The organism is uncultured Roseibium sp. (genome assembly GCF_947496995.1).
Taxonomy (GTDB): domain Bacteria; phylum Pseudomonadota; class Alphaproteobacteria; order Rhizobiales; family Stappiaceae; genus Roseibium.
Window position 1 is genome coordinate 305,544 of the sequence record NZ_CANMFD010000001.1, and the last position, 24,500, is coordinate 330,043.

A 24,500-nucleotide genomic window follows, 5' to 3' on the forward strand; every position below is an offset into this window, starting at 1 on the left:
TTCAGGTTCCGCCTGTTCTAGAAAGTAGCCTTCGCACCGATGCCGAACATGCGCGGTTCCGTCATGATCGCGAAGTTGGCAACACCTGGCCGGTTTTCCATGTAGGTCGGAACACGCTCGTCGAAAATGTTGTTCACGTAGCCATAGATCTGGAAGTGGTCGTGGACCTGGAAAGTCGCACGGGCATTGGCGATCGTATAGGGATCCACCTGAAGCGCCGGTGTGTTGAGATCGTCGGAATAATAGCCATCGAAATGTTCGACATTCGCCGAGAGCGTCAGCCTTTCCATGACGGTCCAGTCCACTCCGGCACCGATCGTATATCCCGGGGCCTTGCTGAATTCGTTGCCTTCCACGTTGGGAAGCGTATCGAATTGCGTGATTTCGCTCTGCATCACGCCGGCGTTCGCGTTGACGCGCAGGTTGTCCAGGATCTGGTAGCTCATCGCAAGTTCAAGACCGTAGGCATGCGCCTCCTCCGCGTTCAGCGTCAGCAACTGGGTCACGCTGCTGCCCGGAAGGGTGGTCTGGAAATACCGCTGGGAGTCCTGGTAGTCCGTGTAGAACACGTTAGCCGAGACAAGCAGCGCGTCGTCCAGCAGGTTGGCGCGGCCGAAGATCTCATAGTTCCAGGACGTTTCCTCCTTGAACGGACGCGCCGTGCCGCTGAAGAAATCGAAGCCGACCCCGCCGGGGTTGAAACCGCGGTTCACCAGGCCGCCAACGGTCACGTCGGGCGTGATGTTGTAGGCAAGCGCGATCTTTGGCAGAAGCGCGTTGAAAGTCTCGTCATAATCGAAACTCACCGGCACGGCGCCCGCCGTCGTCGACTGACCTTCGCGCTTGATCCGGTCGCTCTCGAAGCGCAGTCCGCCCGTCAGCGTCCAGGCCTCATTGATGCGGTAGTCGAGCTCGGTGAAGACACCCAGGTTGGTTTTGGAATCTTCGAAGTCCGGCGACCCGTTGTAGGGCAGCAGCAGGCTTTCATCCGAGTGGGTATAAGAGCCATAGAGACCGGCGACACCGCTGATCGTGCTGTCCGCGCTGCCGAAATTCACCAGTGTCTCGTTCGACCAGTTCTGCTGGTCGATCTTTGCGTCGCCATTGCCGACGGGATCCAGGCTGCGGTCCACATAGAGATCGGTATATTGCGCCTGATTGCTGACGATAACGCCGTTGTCGAACTCGTAGGACAGATCGGCAATTCCGGTATGTGTGCGCGAATAGAAGCTCGGCACACTGGCCTGATCGTTTTCAAGCTTGTCGAAGGGTTGAACGGTGGCCGCTTCATAGGTCGGCTGGTTGTTCTGCGACGTCGCATAGGTGAGCTTGGCCGTCAGGCCGGGAATGGCGTCTGGTGTATAGAGAAGCTTCGCACGTCCGGTGAACGACATGATATCGAGGTCGGTAGCCTCCTCGGTGAAGCCCGAATTGATGAAGTCGATGAAGGTGTCGCGGCCGTAATAGTCAAGCGCGACGCGGGCGGCGAGCTGGCTGCTCAACGGTCCGCTCAGCATTCCGGACACCCGGTGCGTGTTGTAGTTGCCGTATTCGGCCTGCAGCGCGCCTTCCGGGGTGAAGGTTGGATCCTTGGTCTTGGCGATGATCGCACCGGCGATGCTGTTGGCGCCTTGCGAGGTCGTCTGCGGGCCGCGGAACACTTCGATCTGGTCCACATCCCAGATGGACGTCGCTCCGAACACGGTTTCGAAATAGCTCTGGTAATGTCCGTCGATATTGATCGAGGCACGCGGCACCGTGCCGGAATAAAAGGCGACGGCGCCGGTGTTCGGTCCCTGGGTGTCCTGTCCCCGGATCACCGGAGCGACACCGACCGTTCCCGGATAATAGACGTTCGGGACATCCCCGATGGCGCTCTGGATGTTCTGTTCGTCCGGACGTGTCTCCAAGTCGGCTGCGGTGATGATTTCCACCGAACTGGCCGTTTCCTGCAGGGTCCGGGTGATGTTCTCGCCACTGACGTAGATCGTGTCGAGCAGCGTCGTCCCCGATCCGGTGTTTGTTCCATTGTCCTGAGCCCACGCAATACCCGATACGAGCTGTGAAACTGTGAACACAGCCGTACTGCCAAGCAACGTCGCAATCCGAGTCGGTTTCATCTTTTTTACCCTGATAGTGATGTTTCTGCGCCAGCTGGATAAATCTTGCCGCGACAGATTTCGGAGAGAGAAACCCATTGCCGTCAGTGGTCCGAACTTGCCCCCGGCCCCGGACGTATGGATCAATCGAGTTCCACTATACAGAATAGATTACACATTTCAACATGAGTTAAAAACTCATGAATAAAAGTTGCATTGCAGCAACATGACCCGGCAACGATCTGAATCTGAACGGGAATTTTGTCAGTTTCCCGATTGAACTGGAGGCGAATGCCCAATAGGCTGACGGGCAAACGGGGGAGATCGCTTTGCAGGACTGTTCAGGATCGGGATCTACCGGCAAAGGCTGCCAGGATCATGCGCGGGCACCGGTTTCATGAGTGAAGACAACGACAAGGACGGTGGCGAAGACACCCCGAAGCGGTCGGGCAACATCCAGTCGGTCTCGATCGCAACCCGCTTTCTGAACATCCTCGCCAATGCAGCCGAACCCACGGCTCTCGGGGTGATCGCCCGCAAGGCGGGAACCGGCAGTCCCACCGCCCATCGCTACCTGCAAAGCCTGGTGAAGGAAGGCCTTGCCATGCAGGATCCGCAAACCGGTTTCTACGACCTGGGTCCGACCGCACTCAGCATCGGTATAGGTGCCTTGAAAAGGATTCATCCGGTCGAAATTGCCGCCAGATACATGAAGGAACTTGCGAGCGGATTTGCCGCGAGCGCGGGGGTTGCGATCTGGACCGAGCGCGGGCCGACCGTCGTGCGCTGGTATCGCAGCTCCCTGTTTTCAATCAGTTCCGTCGGTCTCGGCGATGTCCTGCCGGTCGACAATTCGGCTTGCGGGCTGGTCTTCCAGGCCTTTCTTCCGGAGAGCCAGATCGACATGGCGAGAAAACTGCAGCCTGTGCATTTCCGTGGCAAGCGCGCGCCGCGAGACCAGGTGGATGAGGTGCGCAAGACCTGCTGGTCCGAGCTGACCGATCACCTTCTGCCGGGCATCACGGGGCAGGCGGTTCCGGTTTTCGATGCCCAGCAGGAAATCGCCTGTGTCATGACGACCGTCACCAATCTCGGGCTGATGCTCAAGCCGGAGGACCAGCGGGCTCTGTTCGAATGCGCCAAAAAGGTCGTGAGGGAAACCGGCGGAACCGATCGATTTGCCATCGAGTGACCTCTGGTGCCCGGCCGGCTGAAAAGGACGCGCCGGCGGCTTCAAAGCACATGAAGTGTCAGGACGGATCCTTCCGGGCCGAGATGGATGGTGTTGGTCGCGGTGTGCATCTGCCGGGACCGGCCTTCCGGTTCGCCCGTGTTGGGATTGACGTCATATTTCGGGAAGTTCGAAGAAGAAATATCGAGCCGCAGGCGATGTCCCCTGGCGAAACGGTTTGCCGTCGCGAACGGCGTGATCTCGATGCTGAATGCCCCGGTTGTCGCGCCGACCGGCTTCGGCTGTTCGAAGCCATCGCGGTAGCGGACGCGGAAAATACCGTCGGTGATGTTGAGCGCATAGCCGTTCGGATAGTCGCGTGAAGGCGGGTAGACATCGATCAGCTTGGCGGTGAAGTCAGTATCCGGCGCATCGGTGGAGACCAGAAGGCGTACGCTCACGGGGCCGACGACGATCAGATCCTCTTCCAGGGGGGCTGTTTCGAAGCACAGAACGTCGCGCCGCGCCTTCAGAGGCCGGCCCGGATTCTGGCATCCGAAAAACTCCGGCGCCTCGACCTGATCGAAGCCGCCTCCGGTAAAGATCGGCTCGCCTGATGTGAGCGCGCCACCGATAGTGGGTACCGGATCGCGGGGATCGAAATCGTAGGACAGCCTTTCGTCCACGGCAGGCGGCTGTTCGTCGAGCCGCATGTCCGGGTGCAGATGAAGGTCGAGCGGCACCGCTCCCGGTACCGGCCAGTCCGGTGCCTCGCACCACATGCCGCCGTGATCGAGATGACCTTCGGCCGTCTTCCGGCCGGAGCCGCCGCCCATGAGGAAATAGTGGACCCGTCTCTCCTGACCCGTCCCGGCCTCTTCCTTCAGCCAGTGTGCGAACCAGCGCAGACGATAGGTCAGCCAGTCGGCATCGATCTGCCCGTCGAAGAGGGCGGCGGGGCCGAAATCGACATCGCCGAATATGCTGCGCGAGCGATTGCCGTGGGTCCACGGTCCCATGATCAGGGCCGTCGGCCGCTCGGCCTTCAGGCCGGCATGATTTTCCAGGGCAGTCTGGACATAGGTGTCATACCAGCTCGACATGAAGACGACCGGGATCTTCGGGATGGAGTGATAGTGGCCGGCGGCCCACAGGCCGATCTTCTTCCAGAAGCCGTCGAAGGTTCCATTCTGCCACTGATCGAGCAGATACTGCTCGTAATCGGGATCCCACTTAAGCGGCGAACGTCCGGCGGTCCATGGCATCCGCCCCATCCAGCCTTCAAGGTCCTCCCGGGAAAGGGCGTCGCGGATGGTCGGGTCGCGCAGGGCGGCCGGGCTTTCCATCGCGTGGTTATAGGCCCAGATCGCCTGCTTCAGTTCCAGCGCGCCACCCTGGCGGATGCCGCAGGTGAACGCGTTGGAAAAGCCGCCGGAATCCAGGATCATGCAGGCAAGGCCAGGCGGGTTGAGACAGGCCAGCGCCATCTGGGTATGGGCGGCATAGCTGAGGCCCATGGTGCCTATCCGGCCGGAGCAGAAGGGCTGTGCGGTGATCCACGCCATGGTGTCATAGCCGTCCTCGCCCTCATGCACATATTTGGTGAACGTGCCTTCCGAACCATGGCGGCCGCGGCAATCCTGAAAGACCGCCACATAGCCTTCGCGCACCAGCCGGGCCGCAAGCGCTTCCCGTGTCATAGGTGTGGGGTCCGCCACGGAGAACTCGGTCCTCGGCGTGCCGCTCTTGTTGTAGGGCGTGCGCTCCAGGATCACCGGGCGGGGGGCCTCCGCCGCCCGTCCGCTTGACGCCGGGCGGTAGATATCCGTCGCCAGCCGGACGCCGTCGCGCATCGTCACCATGACGTTGCGATGCACGACGACATCGTCAGCGAGGAGAACCGCCGGCCCGAGACCGGCGTCTGCTTCCGGCATTTGGCTCACTCGGCCTTTTCCACGGCTTGCGGCAGGGTGGCTTCAGCCAGCCCGCCCTTGATGGAAAGGCCGGCCTTCATCGCCCAATGCACCTTCTGCCAGTAGAGCGGTACAACGGGCTCTCCGGCGAAGACATTGACAGTGGCGTCAGCCAGCAACGCGTTGCGCTTGGCCGGATCGAATTCCTGCATGGCAACGTCAAGAGCGGCGTCGAACTCGGGATCGGAGAACCGTACCCGGTTGAAGGATCCCTTCTTGGCGTCCTTGTCGTAGGTATGCAGCAGGCTCAACAGAAGCGGCGCGGTGGTCGGGGTCGAAGCCCCCAGCGAGAAGACGAAAGCACCGTAGTCGCCGTTGGTCGCAGCCTTGGAATAGACGTTGTAGGGCAACGCCTCGACGCCGTTCACCTTCAGGCCGCCCCGCGCCAACATCTGTCCGAGCGCCTGAACCAGATCCGCGTCGCCCGGAAAACGGTTGTTCGACGAGGAGAGAGTGATGCCGAAGCCGTCCGGATATCCGGCCTCCGCCAGCAGTTCCGCCGCCTTTTCCACGTCGCGCCCGTCAGGCCCGAGAACGTCGGCATGGCCGCCAAGCCCCGGAGCGCCGATCTGGCCCGCCGGAATGCCGGACCCGCCGAGAATGCGGTCGACGATAAGCTCGCGGTCGATCATCAGCGAAATCGCCTTGCGCACCCGGGCATCCCTGAACGGGTTTTCCGGCAACGGATTGCCCTCAAGGTCCGTGACGCCCGGCGCCTGGTCCTCGCGCATGGACAGGCCCAGATAGATGACACGCCCGCTCGCTGTGGAGACGACATTCATGCCTTCCGTCTTGGCGAACCAGCCGATATCTTCCGGCGGAACCGCGTCGATCAGGTCGACGGCGCCCGACAGCAGCGCGGAGACGCGGGCGGCGTCGTTGGAGATGAAGCGGATTTCGACATCCTTGAAGTCAGGCTTGTCGCCCCAATAGCCGTCATAGCCTTCCAGCTTGAGCGACTCGTTCGGCGACCAGCTGAGAAACTTGTAGGGACCGGTACCGATCGCCGCCTTGCCGGAGTTGAAATCGTCCGAGGTCATGCCGTCCGTCGCCGCTTTGGAGACGATGAAGACGCGGCCGATATCCTCCATCAGTGTCGGCGCCGGGACGTTGGTGGTGATCCTGATCGTGTGGTCGTCAAGCTTTTCCATCGCGCCGATCGCCGACACCATGTCGGTGAACGGAGCCGGGCTGTTGGGCACTTCATCCGTGCGCTCCAGCGAGAAGATCACATCGTCCGCCGTGAAGGGCGAGCCGTCATGAAAGGTAACGCCGGTCCGGAGATTGATCTCCCATGTCAGCGGATCGATGTTCTTCCAGCTTTCGGCAAGGCCCGGCTGCATCTGCAGGTTCTCGTCGAAATCGGCCAGCCGCCCGAAGATCATCGTCGCGGTCATCTGGTTGTTGCCGGTCCGCGAGAACTGCGGGTCGATCGAACTCTGTTCGCTGGCGCGTCCGATGGTCAGATCCGCCGCGTGGGCGGGCAGGGCCGCTGCCGCCAGAAGCGCCGCAAGGGCTGTACGTCTCAGAAATTTCATGTTCACTCTCCCTGTCTGGATGGGGTGTCGATAAGTCCGTTTCCGTCATTGAGGTGGCAGGCCACGTCCTGCCCGGCGCCGACCTGCTTCAAGGCCGGCCGTTCGAGGCGGCAACGGTCGAAGGCGTGCGGGCAACGGGGATGGAAGTGGCAGCCCGAAGGCGGGTTCACGGGCGAGGGGATTTCACCCTTGATGGCCGTGAACCGCCGGCCGCGGCGGTCGAGCCGCGGAATTTCTTCCAGAAGCGCCGCTGTATAGGGATGGCGCGGCGCGTCGAACACGGTGTCGGCGGGCGATATTTCCACCACCCGGCCGAGATACATGATGACGACGCGGTCCGAGATGTGGCGCACCACCGAAAGATCGTGGCTGATGAACAGCAGCGTCAGGTTGAACTGCCGGCGCAGGTCCATGAACAGGTTGATGACCTGAGCCTGGATCGAAACATCGAGCGCCGCGATGCTTTCATCGCAAATGAGGAAATCGGGATTGACCGCCAGCGCACGGGCAATGCCGATGCGCTGGCGCTGGCCACCGGAAAACTGATGCGGGTAACGGTCTGCCATGGTGGGATCCAGCCCGACCGTCGCCAGCAGTTTTCCGACCTCTGCGCGAACCTCCCTGCGCGGTATCAGCCCGTGCACGCGCGGTGCCTCGCCGATGATCTCCGACACCCGCTTGCGCGGGTTCAGCGACGACATGGGGTCCTGAAAGATGATCTGCGTGGCAAGCCGCATCTTGCGGGCGTCCGCGCCCCTGAGCGCGCGGATATCCTGTCCCTGGCGGGTGATACGACCCTCCGACGGCTGCAGCATGCCTGCGATGACCCGGCCCAGGGTCGATTTTCCGCAACCGGATTCGCCGACGAGGCCGACCACTTCTCCGCGATGAATGTGCAGGTCGACCCCGTCGAGGGCGTGAACGGTCGCCGGTTCGGCGGCGGCGCCCAGCCGGATGGCAAGCCGCTCGGCAAAGTCGGGCGTGTGACGGAAGCGTTTGGAGACGCCCTCGGCGGCGGCGAGAATATCGGTCATCACGAGCTCCCCATCGGATAAAAGCAACGCCAGCGCCTTGGCGTCGCGCAGGTTTCCGGAACGTCGTTCAGGCAGAGATCGCCCGCATGGTCGCAGCGCGGCCGGAAGGCGCATCCTTCGGGCCGGTGGAGGGCGGACGGCGCACTGCCGCGGATCTGCCGCAGGGGTTTGCCGCGTTCGTTGGCGATGGGCGCCGAGGCGACCAGCCCGCTGGTATAGGGATGGCGCGGCGCGTCGAGCACGTCGTCCCTCGGTCCTTCCTCGACGATCCGGCCGGCGTACATGACGGCGATCCGGTCTGCGAGGCCGGCGACGACGCCCAGATCGTGGCTGATCCAGATGAGGCCCATGCCCATTTCGGCGGCCAGCCCCTGAACCTCGGAGAGGATTTGCGACTGGATGGTCACGTCGAGCGCAGTGGTCGGCTCGTCGGCGATGATCAGGTCCGGCTCGTGCAGCAGGGCGGTGGCGATGGCGACGCGCTGGCGCATGCCGCCGGAAAATTCATGCGGATAGGCGTCGAGCCGTTCCTCCGGACGCGGAATGCCGACCCGGCCGAGAGCATCGCGCGCCTTCGCCCGGGCATCCGCGCGCGACATGCGCCGGTGAGCCTGGACGGTCTCGACCATCTGGGTGCCGATGGAAAGCACCGGGTTGAGGGTCATCATCGGATCCTGGAAAATCATCGCGATCCGGTCGCCGCGCAGCGCGCGCAGCCGCTCTTCGGAGGCGGCGCGCAGGTCTTCGCCGTTGAAGCGGATGCTGCCGCCGACCACCTTGCCGGGCGGGTCGACAAGACCGAGGATCGAAAATCCGGTGATCGATTTGCCCGAGCCGCTTTCGCCGACGAGACCAATGATCTCGCCCTTGGCGAGAGAGAAGCTCACGCCGTCCACCGCCTTCACCGTACCGGCCGGGGTTTCGAACCAGGTCTTGAGTTCGCTCACTTCCAGAAGGGTCATGCCGCAAGCCTCGGGTTCAGGACGGCCCGCAATCTGTCGCCGACGACATTGATCGAGAAGATCAGCGTCAGCAGCAGCAGGCCGGGAAAGACGCTCATCCAGTAAAGTCCGGCCAGAAGGACGTGATAGCCGTTTGCAATGAGAAGCCCGAGAGACGGCTCGGTGATCGGCAGGCCGATACCGAGAAAGGAAAGCGTCGCTTCCGCGGCGATGGCATGCGCCACCTGGATCGTGCCGACGATGATCAGCGGCGGCAGACAGTTCGGCAGCAGGTGATGAAAGAGGATGCGCGGCGAGGAAAGCCCGAGGCAGCGGGCCGCCTCCACATAATCCTTGCCGGTCTCCACCATGGCGGCGGCCCGCACGGTCCGGGCGAAGAACGCCCACTGAACGAAGACGAGGGCGAGGATCACCTTCCAGGTGCCCTGGCCGAAGGCGACCATGATCATCAGCGCGACGAGGATCTTGGGAAAGCCCAGCATCAGGTCGACGAGACGCATGATCAGCGTGTCGAGCCACTTGCCGAAATAGGCGGCGGCAAGACCGAGCGTGGTGCCGATCGCCAGGGCGATAACGCCTGCCGTGAGCCCGACGGCCAGAGACGTGCGCAGGCCGTAGAGCATGGCCGACAGCATGTCGCGGCCCTGGGTGTCCGTCCCCAACAGATAGGTCATGCCGTTATAGCCGACCGTGCCCGGCGGCAGTTTTGCATCGAAAATGTCGATTTCCTTCAGGTCATAAGGGTTTTGCGGCGCGAGCACGGGCGCGAAGATCGCCGCCAGAACCAGGAGCACGCAGATGACCAGGGCGATCGCGGCCTTCGGGCTGGCGGCGATGCCCCGGCCTGCGCGTGCGATCAGGCTTTCGCCCGGGAGCCGGAGAAGGGTCATGTGGCGCGGCTCCGGATGCGGGGGTCGAGAAGGGAGTAGGCAACGTCGACCGCCAGATTGATCGCGATGAACAGCGTCACCATCACCAGGATGTAGGCGACGACGACGGGCCGGTCCAAGGCGGAGATGGAATCGATGATCAGCTTGCCGACGCCCGGCCAGGCGAAGATGGTCTCGGTGACCACCGCGAAGGCCACCAGCGTGCCGAACTCGATGCCGATGACGGTGACGATCGGGATCAGGATGATCTTCATCACGTGAACCATCAGGATGCGGCGTTCGCTGAGGCCGCGGGCGCGGGCGTATTTCACGAAGTCGAGCGGCAGCGTTTCCTGAACGCCCGTCCGCGTCAGCCGGATGATCACCGCCATGTTGCCGAGCGAAAGGTTGATCGCCGGCAGGATCAGGTGGCGGATGCCGTCCCAGGAGGCGAAACTCGTGGTGATGCCAAAGATCGTCCCCGGCTCGCCGCGTCCGGTGGAGGGCAGCCAGCCGAGCCAGACGGCGAAGATCATGATCAGCATCATGCCCTGCCAGAAATTCGGCAGGGAAAAGCCCAGGATGGACCCGGTCATGATGCTTTCGTCGACCATTGTTCCGGGGCGGTTTCCGGCCCACAGACCCATTGGCAACCCGATCAGCAGCGACATCAGCAACGCCGTGATCGTCAGCTCCAGCGTCGCCGGCAGACGCTCGAAGATGACGGTCATCGCCGGCTGGTTATAGACAAAGGAATTGCCGAAATCCCCGTGCAGCGCGGCCCACAGGAACCGGCCGTACTGGACGGGAAGCGGCAGGTCGAGCCCGAGCGAGCGCGCGACCTGGGCCTTTTCCGTCTCCGAGGCGTCGGAGGGCAGCAGGATCTCCAGCGGATCGCCGATGGCATAGACCGCGACGAACACGATCAGCGACGTGGCGAACAGCACCATGACGGCCTGCATCAGGCGGCGGATGACGAAAGTCGTCATGGCGCGCCGCGCCCTGTATTCGGTTTCGGTAACATGCTCCCTCCAGCGTCTGGTGAGGCCACCTTGACCAACTTGCGAGGGCGATGCAAGATTATGAACAAACATGCGCATCCTATGCGCAAAACGCATAAGGTAAGCCATGCGCATCGATCTTCTGGAAACCTACCGCGCCATACTGGCCATCGGCACCACGCAGGGCGCGGCCCTGGAACTGGGGGTCTCGCAATCGGCGGTCAGCCGCCGCCTCGCGCAACTGGAGGAAACGCTCGGTCTCACGCTGTTTATCCGCGACAAGACCCGGCTGATCCCGACCCGCGAGAACAGGATGATCCAGGGCCAGATACAGGGGCTGCTGGATCGCAGCCACCGCCTGAGCGCCCGGGCGCAGGAATTGCGCAACGGCAATTCCTCTTCCATTACGCTCCGGGTGGCCTTTCCTTCAAGCCTGACCCTGTCCATCGTGCCGCGTATCGTCGCGGAGTTTCTGGCGGAAAACGATCAGGTGAAGCTCGAATTGCACAGTGGTCCCTATGACACCATCGAGCGCATGCTGCTGGACGAGCGGGCGGAAATCGGCTTCCTGCGCCATCCGGTGCAACGGTCCGGCCTGAAGACCGCGCCGCTGGTCACCTCGCGCACGGTCTGCGTGGTGCCGCGCGGTCATCCGCTGGAGGCACACGGCACGGTCAGCATCCGAGATCTGCGCGGCCTGCCGCTGATCCTGCTCGGCCGCGCCCGCTCCGTGCGTCAGGAGTTCGAGGACCTCTTCCGCCGCTCGGGCCTGCGCCCCGATATCCGCGTCGAGGCCCACTCGGTCTGCTCCGCCTGCGCACTCGTCGCCGCCGGCCTCGGCGTCACCCTTGTGAACGAGCTGATGGCCATCGACCAGAAACACCTGCCCATCACGCTCCTCCCTCTGGCCGAATCCTTCCCCCACGCCTTCGCCTTCGCCATGATCGACGACACCCCGCCAAGCATCTCGGCCACCAAATTCATGCAAAAAACCACCTCCATGCTCGCCGACTTCCTCAGCGCGAAGATTTCACCGGTGTGAGAAGGAGAGGTGCGTGCAATCAAACGCACCGGGCTGCCGGAATTCCCATTGCATGGCTTTCGGCGCATGATCTTTTCAGAGATATACGCAAGGCGGCTCATGATCGTGGAGTGTGAGGCTGGAGCAAGAACCCGGGCCAAGAAGACACGATCACAAGCTACGGAAAGAGCGGTCTGGAAGAGCCGTGGTGATTTGTCCGCGCCGAAAAAATATGGCGCACCCGACAGGATTCGAACCTGTGACCTCTGCCTTCGGAGGGCAGCGCTCTATCCAGCTGAGCTACGGGTGCGTAGGCGGCGCGGCGGGGCCACGCGGCGGATAGAGCGACCTGATACTAGATCGCGCGGTTGCAGGCAATGGCTTTGTGAGAATTTGGACATGATATCCGGCCGGTCGCCCCTGGCTGCGGCAGATGCCCGGTGGTGGTGCCGATGGGCTGGTTCGAGGGCGCGGTCCGCGAGCCAGGTTCTGCCCAGGGGGCGGCGGCGAGGATGAGTTCGGGGCGCGGTCGCAAAGTTCTGTCCCTGCCGCTTACCTGAGCCCGGCACGGTCCGGTAAATGTGTGTGGTCCGGAATACCCGGCAAGCTGTCGGGGCGGTGGCCTCAGCGGAAATTTTCAGATCGCGATGATACGAAAGCGGCCGGGGTGCGTACAGGAACAAACAAACAGAAAAAAACGCGCGCCATATGACCGAACCCGATCACTGCCGAAATCTTGTCCTCGTTCTTGGGGATCAGCTGTCGCCTGCGCTTTCCAGCCTGAAACGGGCGGATGCCGCCGTAGACCGTGTGCTGATGGTCGAGGTGATGGCGGAAGCGACCTACGTGCGCCATCACAAGAAGAAGATCGCCTTCCTGTTTTCCGCCATGCGCCATTTTGCCGAAGAGCTGCGCGCGGACGGGTGGACGGTCGATTACGTGACGCTCGACGCGGACGGAAATACCGGCAGCTTCAGCGGTGAAGTCGCCCGTGCCTGCCAGCGTCTCGCGCCGCAGCGGCTGCTGGTCACCGAGCCGGGCGAATGGCGCGTGCTGGAAGACATGAAGGGCTGGGCGGCCGATCTTCGCCTGCCCGTCGATATCCTGACAGATACGCGTTTCATCTGTTCGCTCGCCGAATTCCGCGGCTGGGCCACCGGCCGCAAGCAGCTCAGGATGGAGTATTTCTACCGGGACATGCGCCGCAAGACCGGCCTGCTCATGGAGGCGGACAAACCGGCCGGAGGCCGCTGGAACTACGATGCCGACAACCGCAAGCCGGCAAAACCGGACCTGTTCATGCCCGCGCCGCAAGGCTTCACACCGGACCGGATCACCCGCGAGGTGCTGGATCTGGTCGCGGAGCGCTTCGACGATCATATCGGCGCGCTGGAGCCTTTCTGGTTCCCGGTGACGCGGCACCAGGCGGAAGAGGCCTTCGATCATTTCCTGGAGACCGCCCTAGCCGAATTCGGTACCTATCAGGACGCCATGCTGAGCGGTGAGAAATTTCTCTTCCATTCCGTTCTGTCCACCTGTCTCAATGCCGGCCTGCTTGACCCGTTGCAGCTCTGCCGCAAGGTGGAAGCGGCCTTCCGGGAGGGGCGGGCGCCGCTGAATGCGGCGGAAGGCTATATCCGGCAGATCCTCGGCTGGCGGGAATATGTGCGCGGTATCTATTGGCTGAAGATGCCGTCCTACGCCTCGCAAAACGCGCTTGCGGCGGAGCGGGCGCTGCCCGGGTTCTACTGGACGGGCGAAACGCGGATGCGCTGCCTCGCCGAAGCCGTGTCGCAGACACTGGACGAGGCTTATGCCCATCACATCCAGCGGCTGATGGTCACCGGCAATTTTGCTCTGCTGGCAGGCGTGCGGCCGCAGGAGGTTCATGAGTGGTACCTGGCGGTCTATGCCGACGCCTACGAGTGGGTGGAAATGCCGAACACGCTCGGCATGAGCCAGTTCGCCGACGGCGGTCTGCTCGCCTCCAAGCCTTACATGTCCGGTGGAAATTACATCAACCGGATGTCGGACTATTGCGGCGACTGCGCCTATGACGTCCGTCAGCGGACCGGCCCGAAGGCCTGTCCCTTCAATGCGCTCTACTGGGATTTTCTCGATCGCAATGCCGCGGTGCTGAAAGGCAACCCGCGTCTGGGGCAGGCTTACGCGACATGGGCGAGAATGGGAGCGGCAAAACAGGAGGAGTATACAAGGAGCGCGGCAGAAGTTCTTGCCCGGCTTGATTCCGGAGATCTGATTTGATGCCGCCCTGATGCGCGAACGGCCAGCATCCGCGGGCAAGATCCGGAATGTTATTTAGGAAACCGAAAAAAAACGCGCAGCCAATAAGACTGCGCGAATAAAGTTACTGTGCACGTGGCCCCATCGACCACGGCGGCAACTCTACCGGCATCTTTCCGGAATGTCATTACCGTAAAATATTTTATTTTTTGATTCACCGTAATGCGACTGATCGTTATTCATACTGAGTTGACTGTGAAACTAGTGAAATTTGCGATAAATGGCGAAAACCAAAGCTTTATATGCACTGGTGAAACAAAATGATCCGCACCGACATGGTTCACCTGTCGCTCGATGAGGAACAATTATTGGCAGTTTTGTCCATGATGTTTTCTGCTTGGAAGGGTTGTTCCGGCGACCTGTACACGCGTCACGCCCTTGCGGATGAAACCCAGTTCCTTCGCGGCTGCCCGGGTCACATCGATCACCCGTCCCTTCGAGTACGGACCCCGGTCGTTGATGCGCACGGTCACAACCTTGCCGTTGGCCAGATTGGTTACCTTGACCAATGTGCCGAAGGGCAACGTCCGGTGCGCCGCGGTCAGACCGGAAGGGTCCGCCCGTTCGCCGCTCGCCGTTACGCCGCCCAGCTTGTACCAGGAGGCCTTGCCGCATTGCTGAAAGACGCCTGCCGAAGCCGGGGCGCTGGAGTTCAGGCAGAGCAGTGCGAGAGCCCAAAGAACAGTGCCGCGGCGGCGGCGTGAACGGATTATTGAACGCATTTTCGTCCCTTCGAGCAGGAAAGACACCCTGTGCAGCTGTGCAGCCGGAATTTTCAGGCTCTTGGCTAACATCGGGCGCGGGCGCCTTTAAGACGGGAGCGTGATGAAAATGTGGCGTGTTTTCAGAGCCGCAGGGCCAGTTCGGAAGTAATTGATTAAAATTTTACTCAATTTTTCGGCAGTAAAATAGAGAATTCGTTAAGTATAGGTTTCCTTAGATTTGTGGGTATTTTGTGACGCTCTCAATTCCCAAATAAACTGTGATAATAATCGGGAACAGTGAGTGGCGCCGGTATCGAGTTCGCGCCTTCGGACATTTTTGAAAGGGCGGTCTGTGCAAGTCAGCCAACGGTTTACAGGTGACCGGCGGGAGGATTCCGTTCATCCGGAGTTTCATACTCCCGCAGGTTTCCATGCCTCCCTACTGGAGGTGTTGCCGCATGCTGCCGCCTATGTTGCGCAGGACGGAAGCATTCTTGCCCGTAATGGCAGGCTGAAGACCGTCTGTGCCGCCCTTGGTGTCGAGGACACTTCCGCCCGTTTGAGCGATCTGTTGTCCGCCGACAGCTGGAAGCGTTGCGAGACAGTTCTGGCCGCCGCCTTCAACGGTGTTCCGGCTGAAGCAAGCGGCCGGATGTCGGTGAAGTCCGGCGCCGCCTTCTGCCGGAACGTGATCTGCACGTCCTTCCTGTCCCTTTCAAAGGACCGGCGTGCGGTGCTTGTCCAGTTCGACATGAGTGAAGCCCACCCGGAAGAGACCTACCCTGAAGACATCCGGGGAATATCCCTGAAAGGATATCGGGAAAGCGCATCGGACGTGCCGGAGAAGGCACCGGCAGAACGTGGCGGCGCTTCGGGCGTTTCCGGCAGCGCGGGGCTGAACAGGTCCTTGCTGGACCATTTCCCCGACGACGTCGTGATTTTCAATGGCCAGGAGAGCCTGGAGGAAAAGGCCATCCTGTTGCTTGACGTCATCGGCGGCGACCACGAGGCAGGTTTTCTGGCCGAGGCTCTGGGAGACCTCAAGGGCCAACCGCCACAAACACTCTATATTCCGGAGGCGCCCGGCAGTGAACCGGCGGTTTACGAGACCGATCGCAAGATGTGCGAGATCCGCCTGGTTCCACTGCCCGGACAAGACGGCGGCAGCGGTGCCGGCAAGACGATGGCGATCATCCGCCGGAATGTCGATTGCCCTCACGAGGCTGCGGAAAACAGGCGTCTGGCTTATCTGGACCCGCTCACGGGCCTGGAGAACCGCAGAGCCTTTACCAAGGTGCTCAAGCGGGAACTGAAGCGTCTGGACGCAGAGCCGGAAACCGGCCTTGCCGTTTTCTATATCGATCTGGACGAGTTCAAGAAGGTCAACGATCACGGCGGTCATGACGTCGGCGACGACATGCTGTTACGTGTGGCGGCCTGTCTGACGCTGACCCTCGGAAAGTTCGGCTCGGCGGCACGGATCGGCGGCGACGAATTTGCCGGCATGCTGCCGGTGGCGCACAAGGAGGAGGCGCTCCAGGTCGCCGAAGAGATTCTCGAAGGCTTCGACAGGATTCGGCTGGAAGTGAACGAGCGGATTTTTACCATCGGCGGCTCCATCGGCGTTGCATTTCTCGAGGGTGGAACGCCCTTGCGGGATATCGACGCCTCCGTGCTCCTGGGCCTGGCCGACAGGGCCTGCCTGCGCGGCAAACGGTTCGGTGGCCAGTCCGTCCAGATCCACAATGTGCAATTGGCCGAGGATGAGGCCCAGGCCACGGAACTGACCGCGCTGCCGGAACCGGGAAGCTTCCGCACCAGCGAACTCACGCTTTGCGCCATGCCGATCATGCATCTGAAAAAGGGCAGGATTTTCGGGCAGGAGGTGCTGTTGCGGTTGCAGGGCGAGCGGGCAGGTGAACTCTCCTCGCGTGCCTGGATCAATGCTGCCGAGAGATCCGGTTTCATCGCTCAGGTCGATGCCTGGACGCTCGACAAGGTGCTCAACGCGGCGGATCGTCATTCGGCCCGGATGACCCTGACGATGAACATCTCGGCGGAATCCGCACGTGATCCGAATTTCCGCGAAGGCCTGCACCAGCGCCTGTCGGCCAACCCGCTGCTGGCGTCGAAGCTGTGTCTGGAGATCTCGGAGAGGGACTTCCTGCGTGAACCGTCGACCGTTGAATCCTTCTTCCGCGACGTGACGGATCTGGGCTGCCAGACCGCAATCGATGACTTTGCCGGCCATTGGCCGGTTCTGTCCCGGCTCACCGGGCTGCGCGTCGTGTGGCTGAAACTGGAGTCCGGACTGACGCGGCAGGTGACCGGGTCGCCTGCAAAAGCGGCGATCCTGGCCGGGCTTGTCAGGGCGGCGCATGAACTCGGCATCAAGGTTGTCGCCAAGCACGTCGAAACGGCCGAGGAGGCCGATCTGCTCCGCACGCTCGATATCGAAGCCGCGCAAGGCTACTATTTTGGAAAGCCGGAGCCTTGGCCGGAAGGTTGATCCGGACATAAACGACGGCATCCCGGCCGCGCCCGACAGCCCCCCATTCAAACTGTAAAATTTCAAGACATGATTGGCGCACAGAAACTGCGTCAAGATCGGGTCAACGGCTTGCGCTCAGGTCCGGATAGCCACGGGGGATCATCGCCCTCTTCATTGCCGGGACCATTTCAGATTGTCCTGCACAGACGCCCATTATCGACCTTCACTAACCCAGGGTACCACCACCCTGCATAAGACAACTTGAATGCTAAACTTCAGGAATAATTAGAACAGACAGCAGTGGGCTCTTCACTGCATATCTTCGGGCGCTGAAAGAAAGTTTATAATAGTATCAGAGTGGCTTAATATTGGGCTTAGTTTGAATATTTATTGTGCAACTACGAGATTTGACAATAAAATTACAATAAGAAGTGCGGCCACAGACAACATCTTTTCCGAAAATTGAACCTACGCTCCAACTGTCGAATTTAGACAGCAGTCTTTCAGCCAGTATACGGAGCAGGAAATGAAAACCCCAGGATTTGCCAAGTCATCCAGTTTGGGAAGATCAGCAGTCGGCACTCTCTTTGCCGCGCAGCTTTTTGTCGCTGCATTCAGCGGCTCTCTTTTCGTCGACACCAATCAGGCGGAAGCCGAAACGGCCATGCCGGCAGCCTGTGCGGACCTGCAGGCCAAATACCCTTTCCTCAAGGGCAAGACACTGGTCAACGCGGTGAACCCGCATACACCCGGTTATGAGTCGCTCGACCCAAACGATCCGACCAAAATCATCGGTTTCGACATTGATCTCGGCGAAGCGCTCGGTGATTGCCTTGGTTTCGACCTTACATACAAGTCCGTCACCTTCGCAGCTCTTCTGACCACACTGCAGGCCGGTCAGGCCGACATCGTGATTTCAGATATTTACGCAACCGTCGACCGTGCAAAGGCTGCCGACTTTATCACCTATCTGAAGGTATTCGATGGCGTTCTTGTCGCCAAGGGCAACCCCAAAGGCATTACCGGCATCAACACGAGCATGTGCGGAACGGTCGCTGCAGAAAACACCGGTTATGTTGAAGTTCCACTGATTGAGGCACTGGCCGCAGAATGTGAAGCCCTCGGCAAGCCTGCGCCGGAAATCCAACTTTACGACAACAATGCCAACTGCATTCAGGCGATCCTGTCTGGCCGCGCTGACACCTATGTCAATGACGTCAACACCGTCGACGGCGCTGTAAAAGCCTACCCTGACCAACTGGAAAAGGCGACCGCAGTCACCCTGCCTTACTCAGTTGGCATAGCGGTCCCCCGCGACAACCTGGAATTCCGCGATGCCATCATGGCCGCGCTGACAGAAATCCAGAAATCCGGCCTGCAGCTTGAGCTGATGGCGAAATGGAACCTGCCCGCAGAGCAGCTCGAAGCGCCGAAACTGGTGCTGGCCGAGTAATCAAGTCTGGTGATCCGGCTGAACGGGCGGATCACCTCACCCTTCCGCAAAGAGCGCAGGATTCCATGGATCTCTTTTTACATTATGTCAGCCAGCCATATCTGTTGACCGGCATTCTTTACACCGTACTCATCACCGTGTTCGGACTGGCCGGCGGAGCGGTGATGGGGATCGTGCTTGCCGCAATGCAGCTCAGCCGGTTCCGCTCACTGGCTGTTTTCGCACGCATCTACGCGGTCATCTTCCGTGGGACGCCGCTGATATTGCAGATGATTTTCTGCTACAATGCGCTGCCGATGATCGGCATCAAGTTGACGGCCGTCGAAGCTGCCTGCCTGGCGCTCGCTCTCAACGAAGCCCCGTTCATCGCCGAAATCATCCGGGGCAATATTATCGGCGTGGACCGCGGTCAGACCAGCGCAGGACAGGCGCTCGGCATGACACCGATTGTCACCATGATCCGCGTTGTCATCCCCCAGGCCTTTCGTTCGATGGTTCCGGCCCTTGGTAACGAAGCCGTCAGCGCGCTGAAGAATTCGTCTCTCGCCTCGGTGGTCTCGGTTCAGGAACTCACGCTGCGCAGTACCCAGCTTGCCTCGGCAACATTCGATTTTTTCTCAATCTTCTTTGCCTCGGGCCTGATGTATCTCGTGCTGGCCGGCGCAATCGCGATCATTCAGATCATCGTCGAGATCATGCTGGATCTGGACCACCCGGAGCCAGGCGCCCGCTTCGCCCGGCTGTTGCCATGGTATCGCAGGCCGATACCCGTGGCCGGGGTGGAAGAAAAAGAAGAAGCGCCCGTCTGGACGCCGCTTCCCCCTGAAACGCCAAAAGCCGCCCACCCGATCAACCGCCAAAAGCGCGCGCAGGCCATCGCCGCCAGCCGCCCGGCCGTGGAAATCGAAAATCTCAAGAAGAGCTACGATGGCCGCACTGTGCTCGACGGGCTCGATCTCACCGTTCGCCTCGGCGAAGTCGTGGCTCTGCTCGGCCCCAGCGGATCCGGAAAAAGCACGTTGCTGCGCTGTATCAACCGTCTTGAACCGTGGGACAGCGGCACCATCCGCGTGATCGGCCGCCAACTCGGTGTAGACGAATACGGCCGTGCCCTGTCTCCCCGTTCAATCGCCAATGCGCGTGCTGCGGTCGGTGTCGGCATGGTCTTTCAGAACTTCAATCTCTTCGCTCACATGACCGCACGGGAGAATATTGCCGGCCCCTTGCGCTGGGTTCAACGCGTTTCCGCCAAGGAAGCCGGCCGGCAGGCGGATGAACTGCTGGAACGCGTGGGGCTTGCTCACCGGGCCGATGCGCTCCCCCGCCACATGTCCGGCGGCCAGCAGCAACGGGTCGCGATCGCCCGTGCACTCGCGCCCAACCCCGCGGTCCTGCTGCTTGACGAGCCAACCTCCGCCCTGGATCCGGAACTGGTCAATGAAGTGCTGGAAGTCATCCGACGTCTCGCCGTTGAGGACGGTCTGACCATGCTGATTTCGACGCACCAGATCAGCTTTGCGAAAGACGTCGCCGACCGGGCCATCTTCCTGGCGGACGGATCGATTGTTGAAGAAGGCCCGGCGCAGGAAATGTTGACCCGACCCGGTAATCCACGAACGCGCCAGTTCCTGCAGGTCATGAAGGACGATTCCACTCAGCTCGTCTGACCTCTTCACTTCAAGCTGCCAGAAACCGAACCAGCCAGACACCGAACCAGCCAGACACCAGACCAGCCAGCGCCGGCCGCTTCCGCTTCTTTGCACGCCAGCCAGTCGTGGCCCGATTTTTTGGAGAAACTGATGAAACACCACAACCTCCCCGTATCGCCTGAAACCGTCCACTGGGGTTATTTCAGCAAAGCGGTGCAGCCGGCCATCACGGTCAGATCGGGAGACCGGGCAACCATAGAAACACTGACCCACCACGCAAACGACGATTATGAGCGCATGATTCAGGGCGATCCTGCGGCCGAAGCCATCTTCCATTGGACGAAGGAACAGAAAACGATATCCCGCCGTGGATCCGGTCCAACGGAAGGCCCGTTCAAACTCGGTGCCGGAGAGGGAATTGGCGTTCACCTGATGACAGGACCGGTGGCCGTGGAAGGCGCGGAACCTGGAGATGTGCTCGAGGTTCGGATCCTTGACGTACGCCCCCGTCCGAGCCAGAGCGCCTGCTATTGCGGACGCTGTTTCGGCTCCAATGCCGCCGCTTCCTGGGGCTTTCACTATCATGACCTGATCGAAGAGCCCAAACCCCGCGAAGTCGTGACGATCTTTGAACTCGATACGGCAGGCGAGCCTTATGCAAAGGCGGTCTACAACTACGTATGGACCCCGCAAACGGATCCGGACGGCGTCATCCACTCAACGATTGATTATCCGGGTGTAAGGGTCGATCACAATCTGGTCACCAAGCGGGAAAACATCCTTCAGGATATAAGGGTGCCAGCGCGCCTTCATTTCGGCACCATGGGTCTTGCCCCGTCCGAAGAAGACTTCGTCAGTTCCATTCCCCCATCCTACAGCGGTGGCAACATTGACGACTGGCGCATCGGCCGTGGCGCGCGAATGTACTATCCGGTCGCCGTGGATGGCGCTTACTTCTCGGTCGGCGATCCCCATGCCGCTCAGGGCGACAGCGAACTTGGCGGGACCGCGATTGAAACCTCATTGACTGGGGATTTCGAATTCATCCTTCACAAGAAGAATGATCTGGGCGGAACCGTGCTTGAGGGGCTCGATCACCCGATGCTGGAAACCGACGAGCAATGGTCCGTTTACGGTTTTACCTACCCCAACTACCTTGAAGCCCTGGGCAAGGACGCTCAAACGACCATTGCCCATCATTCCAGCGTCGACAAGGCAATGCGCGATGCTTTCCGCAAGATGCGCCGGTTCCTGATGACCGCCCACAACATGAGTGAAGACGAAGCAATTGCGCTGATGTCCGTTGCCGCGGATTTCGGCGTCACTCAAGTCGTTGACGCCAACTGGGGAGTGCATGGCTCGATCCGGAAGAACATCTTCAAATGTTATTGAGGACAGGGATGGCATTCCTCTCTTCGCAGGTGCAATATCAAACGGTCGGCGCCTTCTCGATGCCGACCGGCGCCGTGGAACAAGGAATGAACATCAAGCAGTTTATCAGTGAATCCTATCCGCAGGATGCGCGAGGAGATGCCTGGAGCGAATTGCTTGCGGGATTGCATTTGCGTTCGAATTCGCAAAACGAAAACTTCGCTTCGTTCGCCGTCGCCGCAGTTCGGGGGCAAGCAGACGGCATCCTCATCGGCCATCTGGTTGCAGACGCTCAAACCCTGACCCCGATTTCACAGAGGGACCGTACGCTGATTGCCCTGATCTCTCTTGATGAAGAGATCGAGATCACGGCAGAAAACGTCAACTTGACGATAGCCCCGAACGAACTCGCCATTTTACCCACGGACAAGTCCTGGGAAACCTGCTTGCCGAGAAGCACGCGCCTCGTTGTCGTCTGCATGTCGGAAACGGCCCTTCAGGCCCAACGTTTCGGTTTGTCGCCAGTCGTGACACCGCTGCTGTTTCCGGCCAGGGGATTGGCCAGTGTCTTCATCCGCTCCGTGGCCAGTGCGGCAGATGAGCTTGACACCCTGACCTCTTTGGAGTGGCAATCCGTGGAACAGGTCATAGCGGACCTCTATCTGACCATGATTGTCTCCGCCGTGCCGTCCGAGACCGGCGTCAACTCAACTCAGGCCGCCCTGTTCAGCCGGCTCGCCCTGTCAATCGAACACCACCTCTCCGATCCTGACCTGTCCGCCGGTCGCGTCGCACGGCAAGAAGGGATCTCCGAACGCTACCTTCAAAAGCTGTTTGAGCAGAATGGCGAGAGCTTTACCCATTACCTGCGCGAACGCCGCCTCCAAAGGGCCAGGATGGCGCTTGTTGCGCCGGATGAGTTGCGGATGCCGGTGGCTGAAGTTGCCTATAGTTGCGGCTTTTCGGATGCCGCTAATTTCAACCGCCTGTTCAAGGAACGGTTTGGGTTGCCACCCGGCGCCTTTCGCACGCATCACGTAAAGAACCTTACGGAAACGGCCAGCGCAGAACAGCGCGGCTGGCCGCTCAAAGCCCTCAACAACCGAAAGGCGAAAAAGCGCAGCGCGATTGACGGCGCCGCTTCGGAAGTCTCCCAGCTGAAAGACAGCCGTGAGGCCGATGGCACTCATCACCACCTGTCCGCAAGTGCAAAGACGGTTCACTGGGGTTATTTCAGCCGGTCGTTGCCGCCTGTCCTGGAAATTTCCTCCGGGGATACCGTTGAAATCGAAACACTGACCCAACACGCTTCAGATGCGCCGGATCTCATGATCAAGGGAGATTCGGCTGCCGAAGATATTTTTTACTGGGATGGCGAAACGAAGCATGTTGATCGCCGCGGCGCCGGCCCGATCGATGCCTCGATCTTTGGTCGCGGCGCTGGTGAAGGCTTTGGCGTCCATGTCTGCACCGGGCCGATATTCGTCAACGGTGCGGAACCGGGCGATGTTCTTGAAGTGCGCATCGACGACATGATACCGCGTTCAAGTCGCAATCCGGAATACGACGGAAGGTATTTCGGTAGCTCGGTCTCTGCATGGTGGGGCTATCAATACGGCGAACTGCTGCAGGAACCGAAGCCGCGGGAAAATGTCGTGATCTTCGAGATTTTTCCCGATGATGACGGCTTCGGATACGCAAAGGCGCATTATTCGTTCCGCTGGCAAACCCAGACAGATCCTTTTGGCGTCGAACACAAGACCTACGATTACCCGGGCGTGCCTGTTGATCCGGCAAAAATTCAGCCGCTGCTTCCGGCCATGCACGACCTGCGCATTCCCCTGCGTCCCCATTTCGGTGTGATCGCGGTCGCGCCGCGCGAGGCAGACCCGGTGGATTCGGTGCCGCCGGCCTATTTCGGCGGCAACATTGACAATTGGCGCCTGGGCAAGGGGGCATCGGTCTACCTGCCCGTGTCGGTGCCGGGCGCGCTCCTGTCGATCGGCGACCCCCATGCAGCGCAAGGCGATGGCGAGGTTTCCGGAACCGCCATCGAGTGCTCCATGACCGGGCGCATCACCGTGACCGTACACAAGAAGGGCGGGCGATTTTCCGACCTCACCTATCCGTTGATCGAAACGCCGGAGGAATGGATCCTGACCGGGTTCAGCCATCCCAACTACCTCGCGGAATTCGGTCCCAAGGGGCAGGGAGAGGTTTACATGCAATCTTCCCTGGACCTGGCAATGAAGGACGCGTTCCGCAAAACTCGCCGGTTTCTCATGGGGGCATATGGTTTGAACGAAGACGATGCCATCACGCTCATGAGTGCAGCAGTTGATTTTGGCGTCACTCAGGTCGTGGACGGAAACTGGGGTGTCCACGCCATTGTAAGGAAGTCGATTTTCTCGGAATAGCTGGAATGTTTCGCGTAAGCGCGCTGACCCCAACCGGAGGGCATGTTGCAAGTTTAAATGCTGACGTGCTTCCCGGAAATTCCGGCCCGGGGCGATCCAAAGACGGAGAGCACTTCATGTTGGGACCAGACTAACCTCAAAACGCGAAATTTTCAGGGGAGCACGTCAGGAGACTTCAGTCTCGGACGGGGTCGACGACCGCCGCCTCGTCTGCGAAACGATCGCAGCCACAAGGGCAGGGCGCGACGTCCGAAACATCTTCTTCTTACACCTGAACAAGCGCTACGCCCGTGATGGCGAGATTGATCCAGGGGGACTTCTCACTTGTGCCGACGAAACCATTCGGATGAAAGCCCTTGAACTTATTTGTTGCGCCTTTCACGTTAAGATCAGGCTGATGTTAATTGTAGAAATGGGTTGGACTTTCTCGCATAAATGATGAA

16 protein-coding genes, 1 tRNA gene and 2 pseudogenes are annotated in these 24,500 nt (G+C 60.5%); 9 read left to right on the forward strand and 10 right to left on the reverse strand.

Annotated elements, in window-relative coordinates:
* Positions 1–17: 17 nt before the first annotated feature.
* Entirely contained in the window at positions 18–2,120 is a 2,103-nt protein-coding gene (locus tag Q1B40_RS01415; protein WP_299808911.1) for a TonB-dependent receptor, read from the reverse strand.
* Between the two features lie 376 nt (positions 2,121–2,496).
* On the opposite strand from Q1B40_RS01415, the gene Q1B40_RS01420 reads away from it, so the two are divergent.
* Positions 2,497–3,291 carry an IclR family transcriptional regulator gene (locus Q1B40_RS01420; RefSeq protein WP_299808913.1) on the forward strand — a complete coding sequence of 265 codons (795 nt, stop codon included), beginning with the start codon at positions 2,497–2,499 and terminating at the stop codon, positions 3,289–3,291.
* 41 nt (positions 3,292–3,332) lie between these two features.
* On the opposite strand, the gene Q1B40_RS01425 is transcribed toward Q1B40_RS01420, so the two are convergent.
* Genes Q1B40_RS01425 through Q1B40_RS24680 form a run of 6 tightly spaced genes read right to left on the reverse strand, consistent with a single transcriptional unit; the run spans position 3,333 to position 10,293 of the window.
* Positions 3,333–5,204, reverse strand: coding sequence for a CocE/NonD family hydrolase (locus Q1B40_RS01425; protein ID WP_299808916.1), 1,872 nt, complete (start codon positions 5,202–5,204; stop codon positions 3,333–3,335).
* A 5-nt stretch (positions 5,205–5,209) separates the two neighbouring features.
* Positions 5,210–6,781: an ABC transporter substrate-binding protein gene (locus tag Q1B40_RS01430; RefSeq protein WP_299808919.1), complete on the reverse strand. Its 1,572-nt coding sequence runs from the start codon at positions 6,779–6,781 to the stop codon at positions 5,210–5,212.
* Between the two features lie 2 nt (positions 6,782–6,783).
* Positions 6,784–7,815 (reverse strand): ABC transporter ATP-binding protein, encoded by a 1,032-nt coding sequence (locus Q1B40_RS01435; protein WP_299808922.1) that lies wholly within the window; start codon positions 7,813–7,815, stop codon positions 6,784–6,786.
* On the reverse strand, positions 7,815–8,777 hold the full coding sequence (locus tag Q1B40_RS01440; protein ID WP_299808925.1) for an ABC transporter ATP-binding protein: 963 nt from the start codon (positions 8,775–8,777) through the stop codon (positions 7,815–7,817). The genes Q1B40_RS01435 and Q1B40_RS01440 overlap by 1 nt, the downstream gene beginning before the upstream one ends.
* Entirely contained in the window at positions 8,774–9,667 is an 894-nt protein-coding gene (locus Q1B40_RS01445; protein ID WP_299808928.1) for an ABC transporter permease, read from the reverse strand. Before Q1B40_RS01445 ends, Q1B40_RS01440 begins: the two co-directional genes overlap by 4 nt.
* A complete protein-coding gene (locus Q1B40_RS24680; RefSeq protein ID WP_367279113.1) occupies positions 9,664–10,293 on the reverse strand; it encodes an ABC transporter permease in 630 nt (209 codons plus the stop codon). The genes Q1B40_RS01445 and Q1B40_RS24680 overlap by 4 nt, the downstream gene beginning before the upstream one ends.
* On the opposite strand from Q1B40_RS24680, the pseudogene Q1B40_RS24685 reads away from it, so the two are divergent.
* Positions 10,275–10,331 (forward strand): annotated as a pseudogene (locus Q1B40_RS24685) (hypothetical protein); the annotation flags it as partial. The gene Q1B40_RS24680 and the pseudogene Q1B40_RS24685 overlap by 19 nt on opposite strands.
* 13 nt (positions 10,332–10,344) lie before the next feature.
* Here the strand turns inward: Q1B40_RS24685 and Q1B40_RS24690 are convergent.
* Positions 10,345–10,782: pseudogene (locus tag Q1B40_RS24690) on the reverse strand (hypothetical protein); the annotation flags it as partial.
* Between Q1B40_RS24690 and Q1B40_RS01455 the strand changes: the two are divergent.
* Positions 10,775–11,689 carry a LysR family transcriptional regulator gene (locus Q1B40_RS01455; RefSeq protein WP_299808934.1) on the forward strand — a complete coding sequence of 305 codons (915 nt, stop codon included), beginning with the start codon at positions 10,775–10,777 and terminating at the stop codon, positions 11,687–11,689. The pseudogene Q1B40_RS24690 and the gene Q1B40_RS01455 sit on opposite strands and share 8 nt — an antisense overlap.
* A 212-nt stretch (positions 11,690–11,901) precedes the next feature.
* Here Q1B40_RS01455 and Q1B40_RS01460 read toward each other — a convergent pair.
* Positions 11,902–11,978: transfer RNA gene (locus tag Q1B40_RS01460), tRNA-Arg, on the reverse strand.
* A 398-nt stretch (positions 11,979–12,376) separates the two neighbouring features.
* Here Q1B40_RS01460 and Q1B40_RS01465 point away from each other — a divergent pair.
* Complete coding sequence (locus tag Q1B40_RS01465) at positions 12,377–13,933, forward strand: cryptochrome/photolyase family protein (protein ID WP_299808937.1); 1,557 nt, start codon at positions 12,377–12,379, stop codon at positions 13,931–13,933.
* A gap of 344 nt (positions 13,934–14,277) precedes the next feature.
* On the opposite strand, the gene Q1B40_RS01470 is transcribed toward Q1B40_RS01465, so the two are convergent.
* On the reverse strand, positions 14,278–14,694 hold the full coding sequence (locus tag Q1B40_RS01470; protein ID WP_299808940.1) for a septal ring lytic transglycosylase RlpA family protein: 417 nt from the start codon (positions 14,692–14,694) through the stop codon (positions 14,278–14,280).
* A gap of 430 nt (positions 14,695–15,124) precedes the next feature.
* On the opposite strand from Q1B40_RS01470, the gene Q1B40_RS01475 reads away from it, so the two are divergent.
* The 5 genes from Q1B40_RS01475 to Q1B40_RS01495 all read left to right on the forward strand — a co-directional run bounded on the left by Q1B40_RS01475 (position 15,125) and on the right by Q1B40_RS01495 (position 24,057).
* Entirely contained in the window at positions 15,125–17,185 is a 2,061-nt protein-coding gene (locus Q1B40_RS01475) for a bifunctional diguanylate cyclase/phosphodiesterase (protein WP_299812477.1), read from the forward strand.
* A gap of 508 nt (positions 17,186–17,693) precedes the next feature.
* Positions 17,694–18,620: an ABC transporter substrate-binding protein gene (locus tag Q1B40_RS01480; protein WP_299808943.1), complete on the forward strand. Its 927-nt coding sequence runs from the start codon at positions 17,694–17,696 to the stop codon at positions 18,618–18,620.
* 65 nt (positions 18,621–18,685) lie between these two features.
* Positions 18,686–20,287 (forward strand): amino acid ABC transporter permease/ATP-binding protein, encoded by a 1,602-nt coding sequence (locus Q1B40_RS01485; RefSeq protein WP_299808945.1) that lies wholly within the window; start codon positions 18,686–18,688, stop codon positions 20,285–20,287.
* 132 nt (positions 20,288–20,419) lie between these two features.
* Positions 20,420–21,661, forward strand: a complete 1,242-nt coding sequence (locus Q1B40_RS01490; protein ID WP_299808948.1) for an acetamidase/formamidase family protein — start codon at positions 20,420–20,422, stop codon at positions 21,659–21,661.
* 8 nt (positions 21,662–21,669) lie between these two features.
* A complete protein-coding gene (locus Q1B40_RS01495) occupies positions 21,670–24,057 on the forward strand; it encodes an acetamidase/formamidase family protein (protein ID WP_299808951.1) in 2,388 nt (795 codons plus the stop codon).
* Positions 24,058–24,500: the final 443 nt, after the last annotated feature.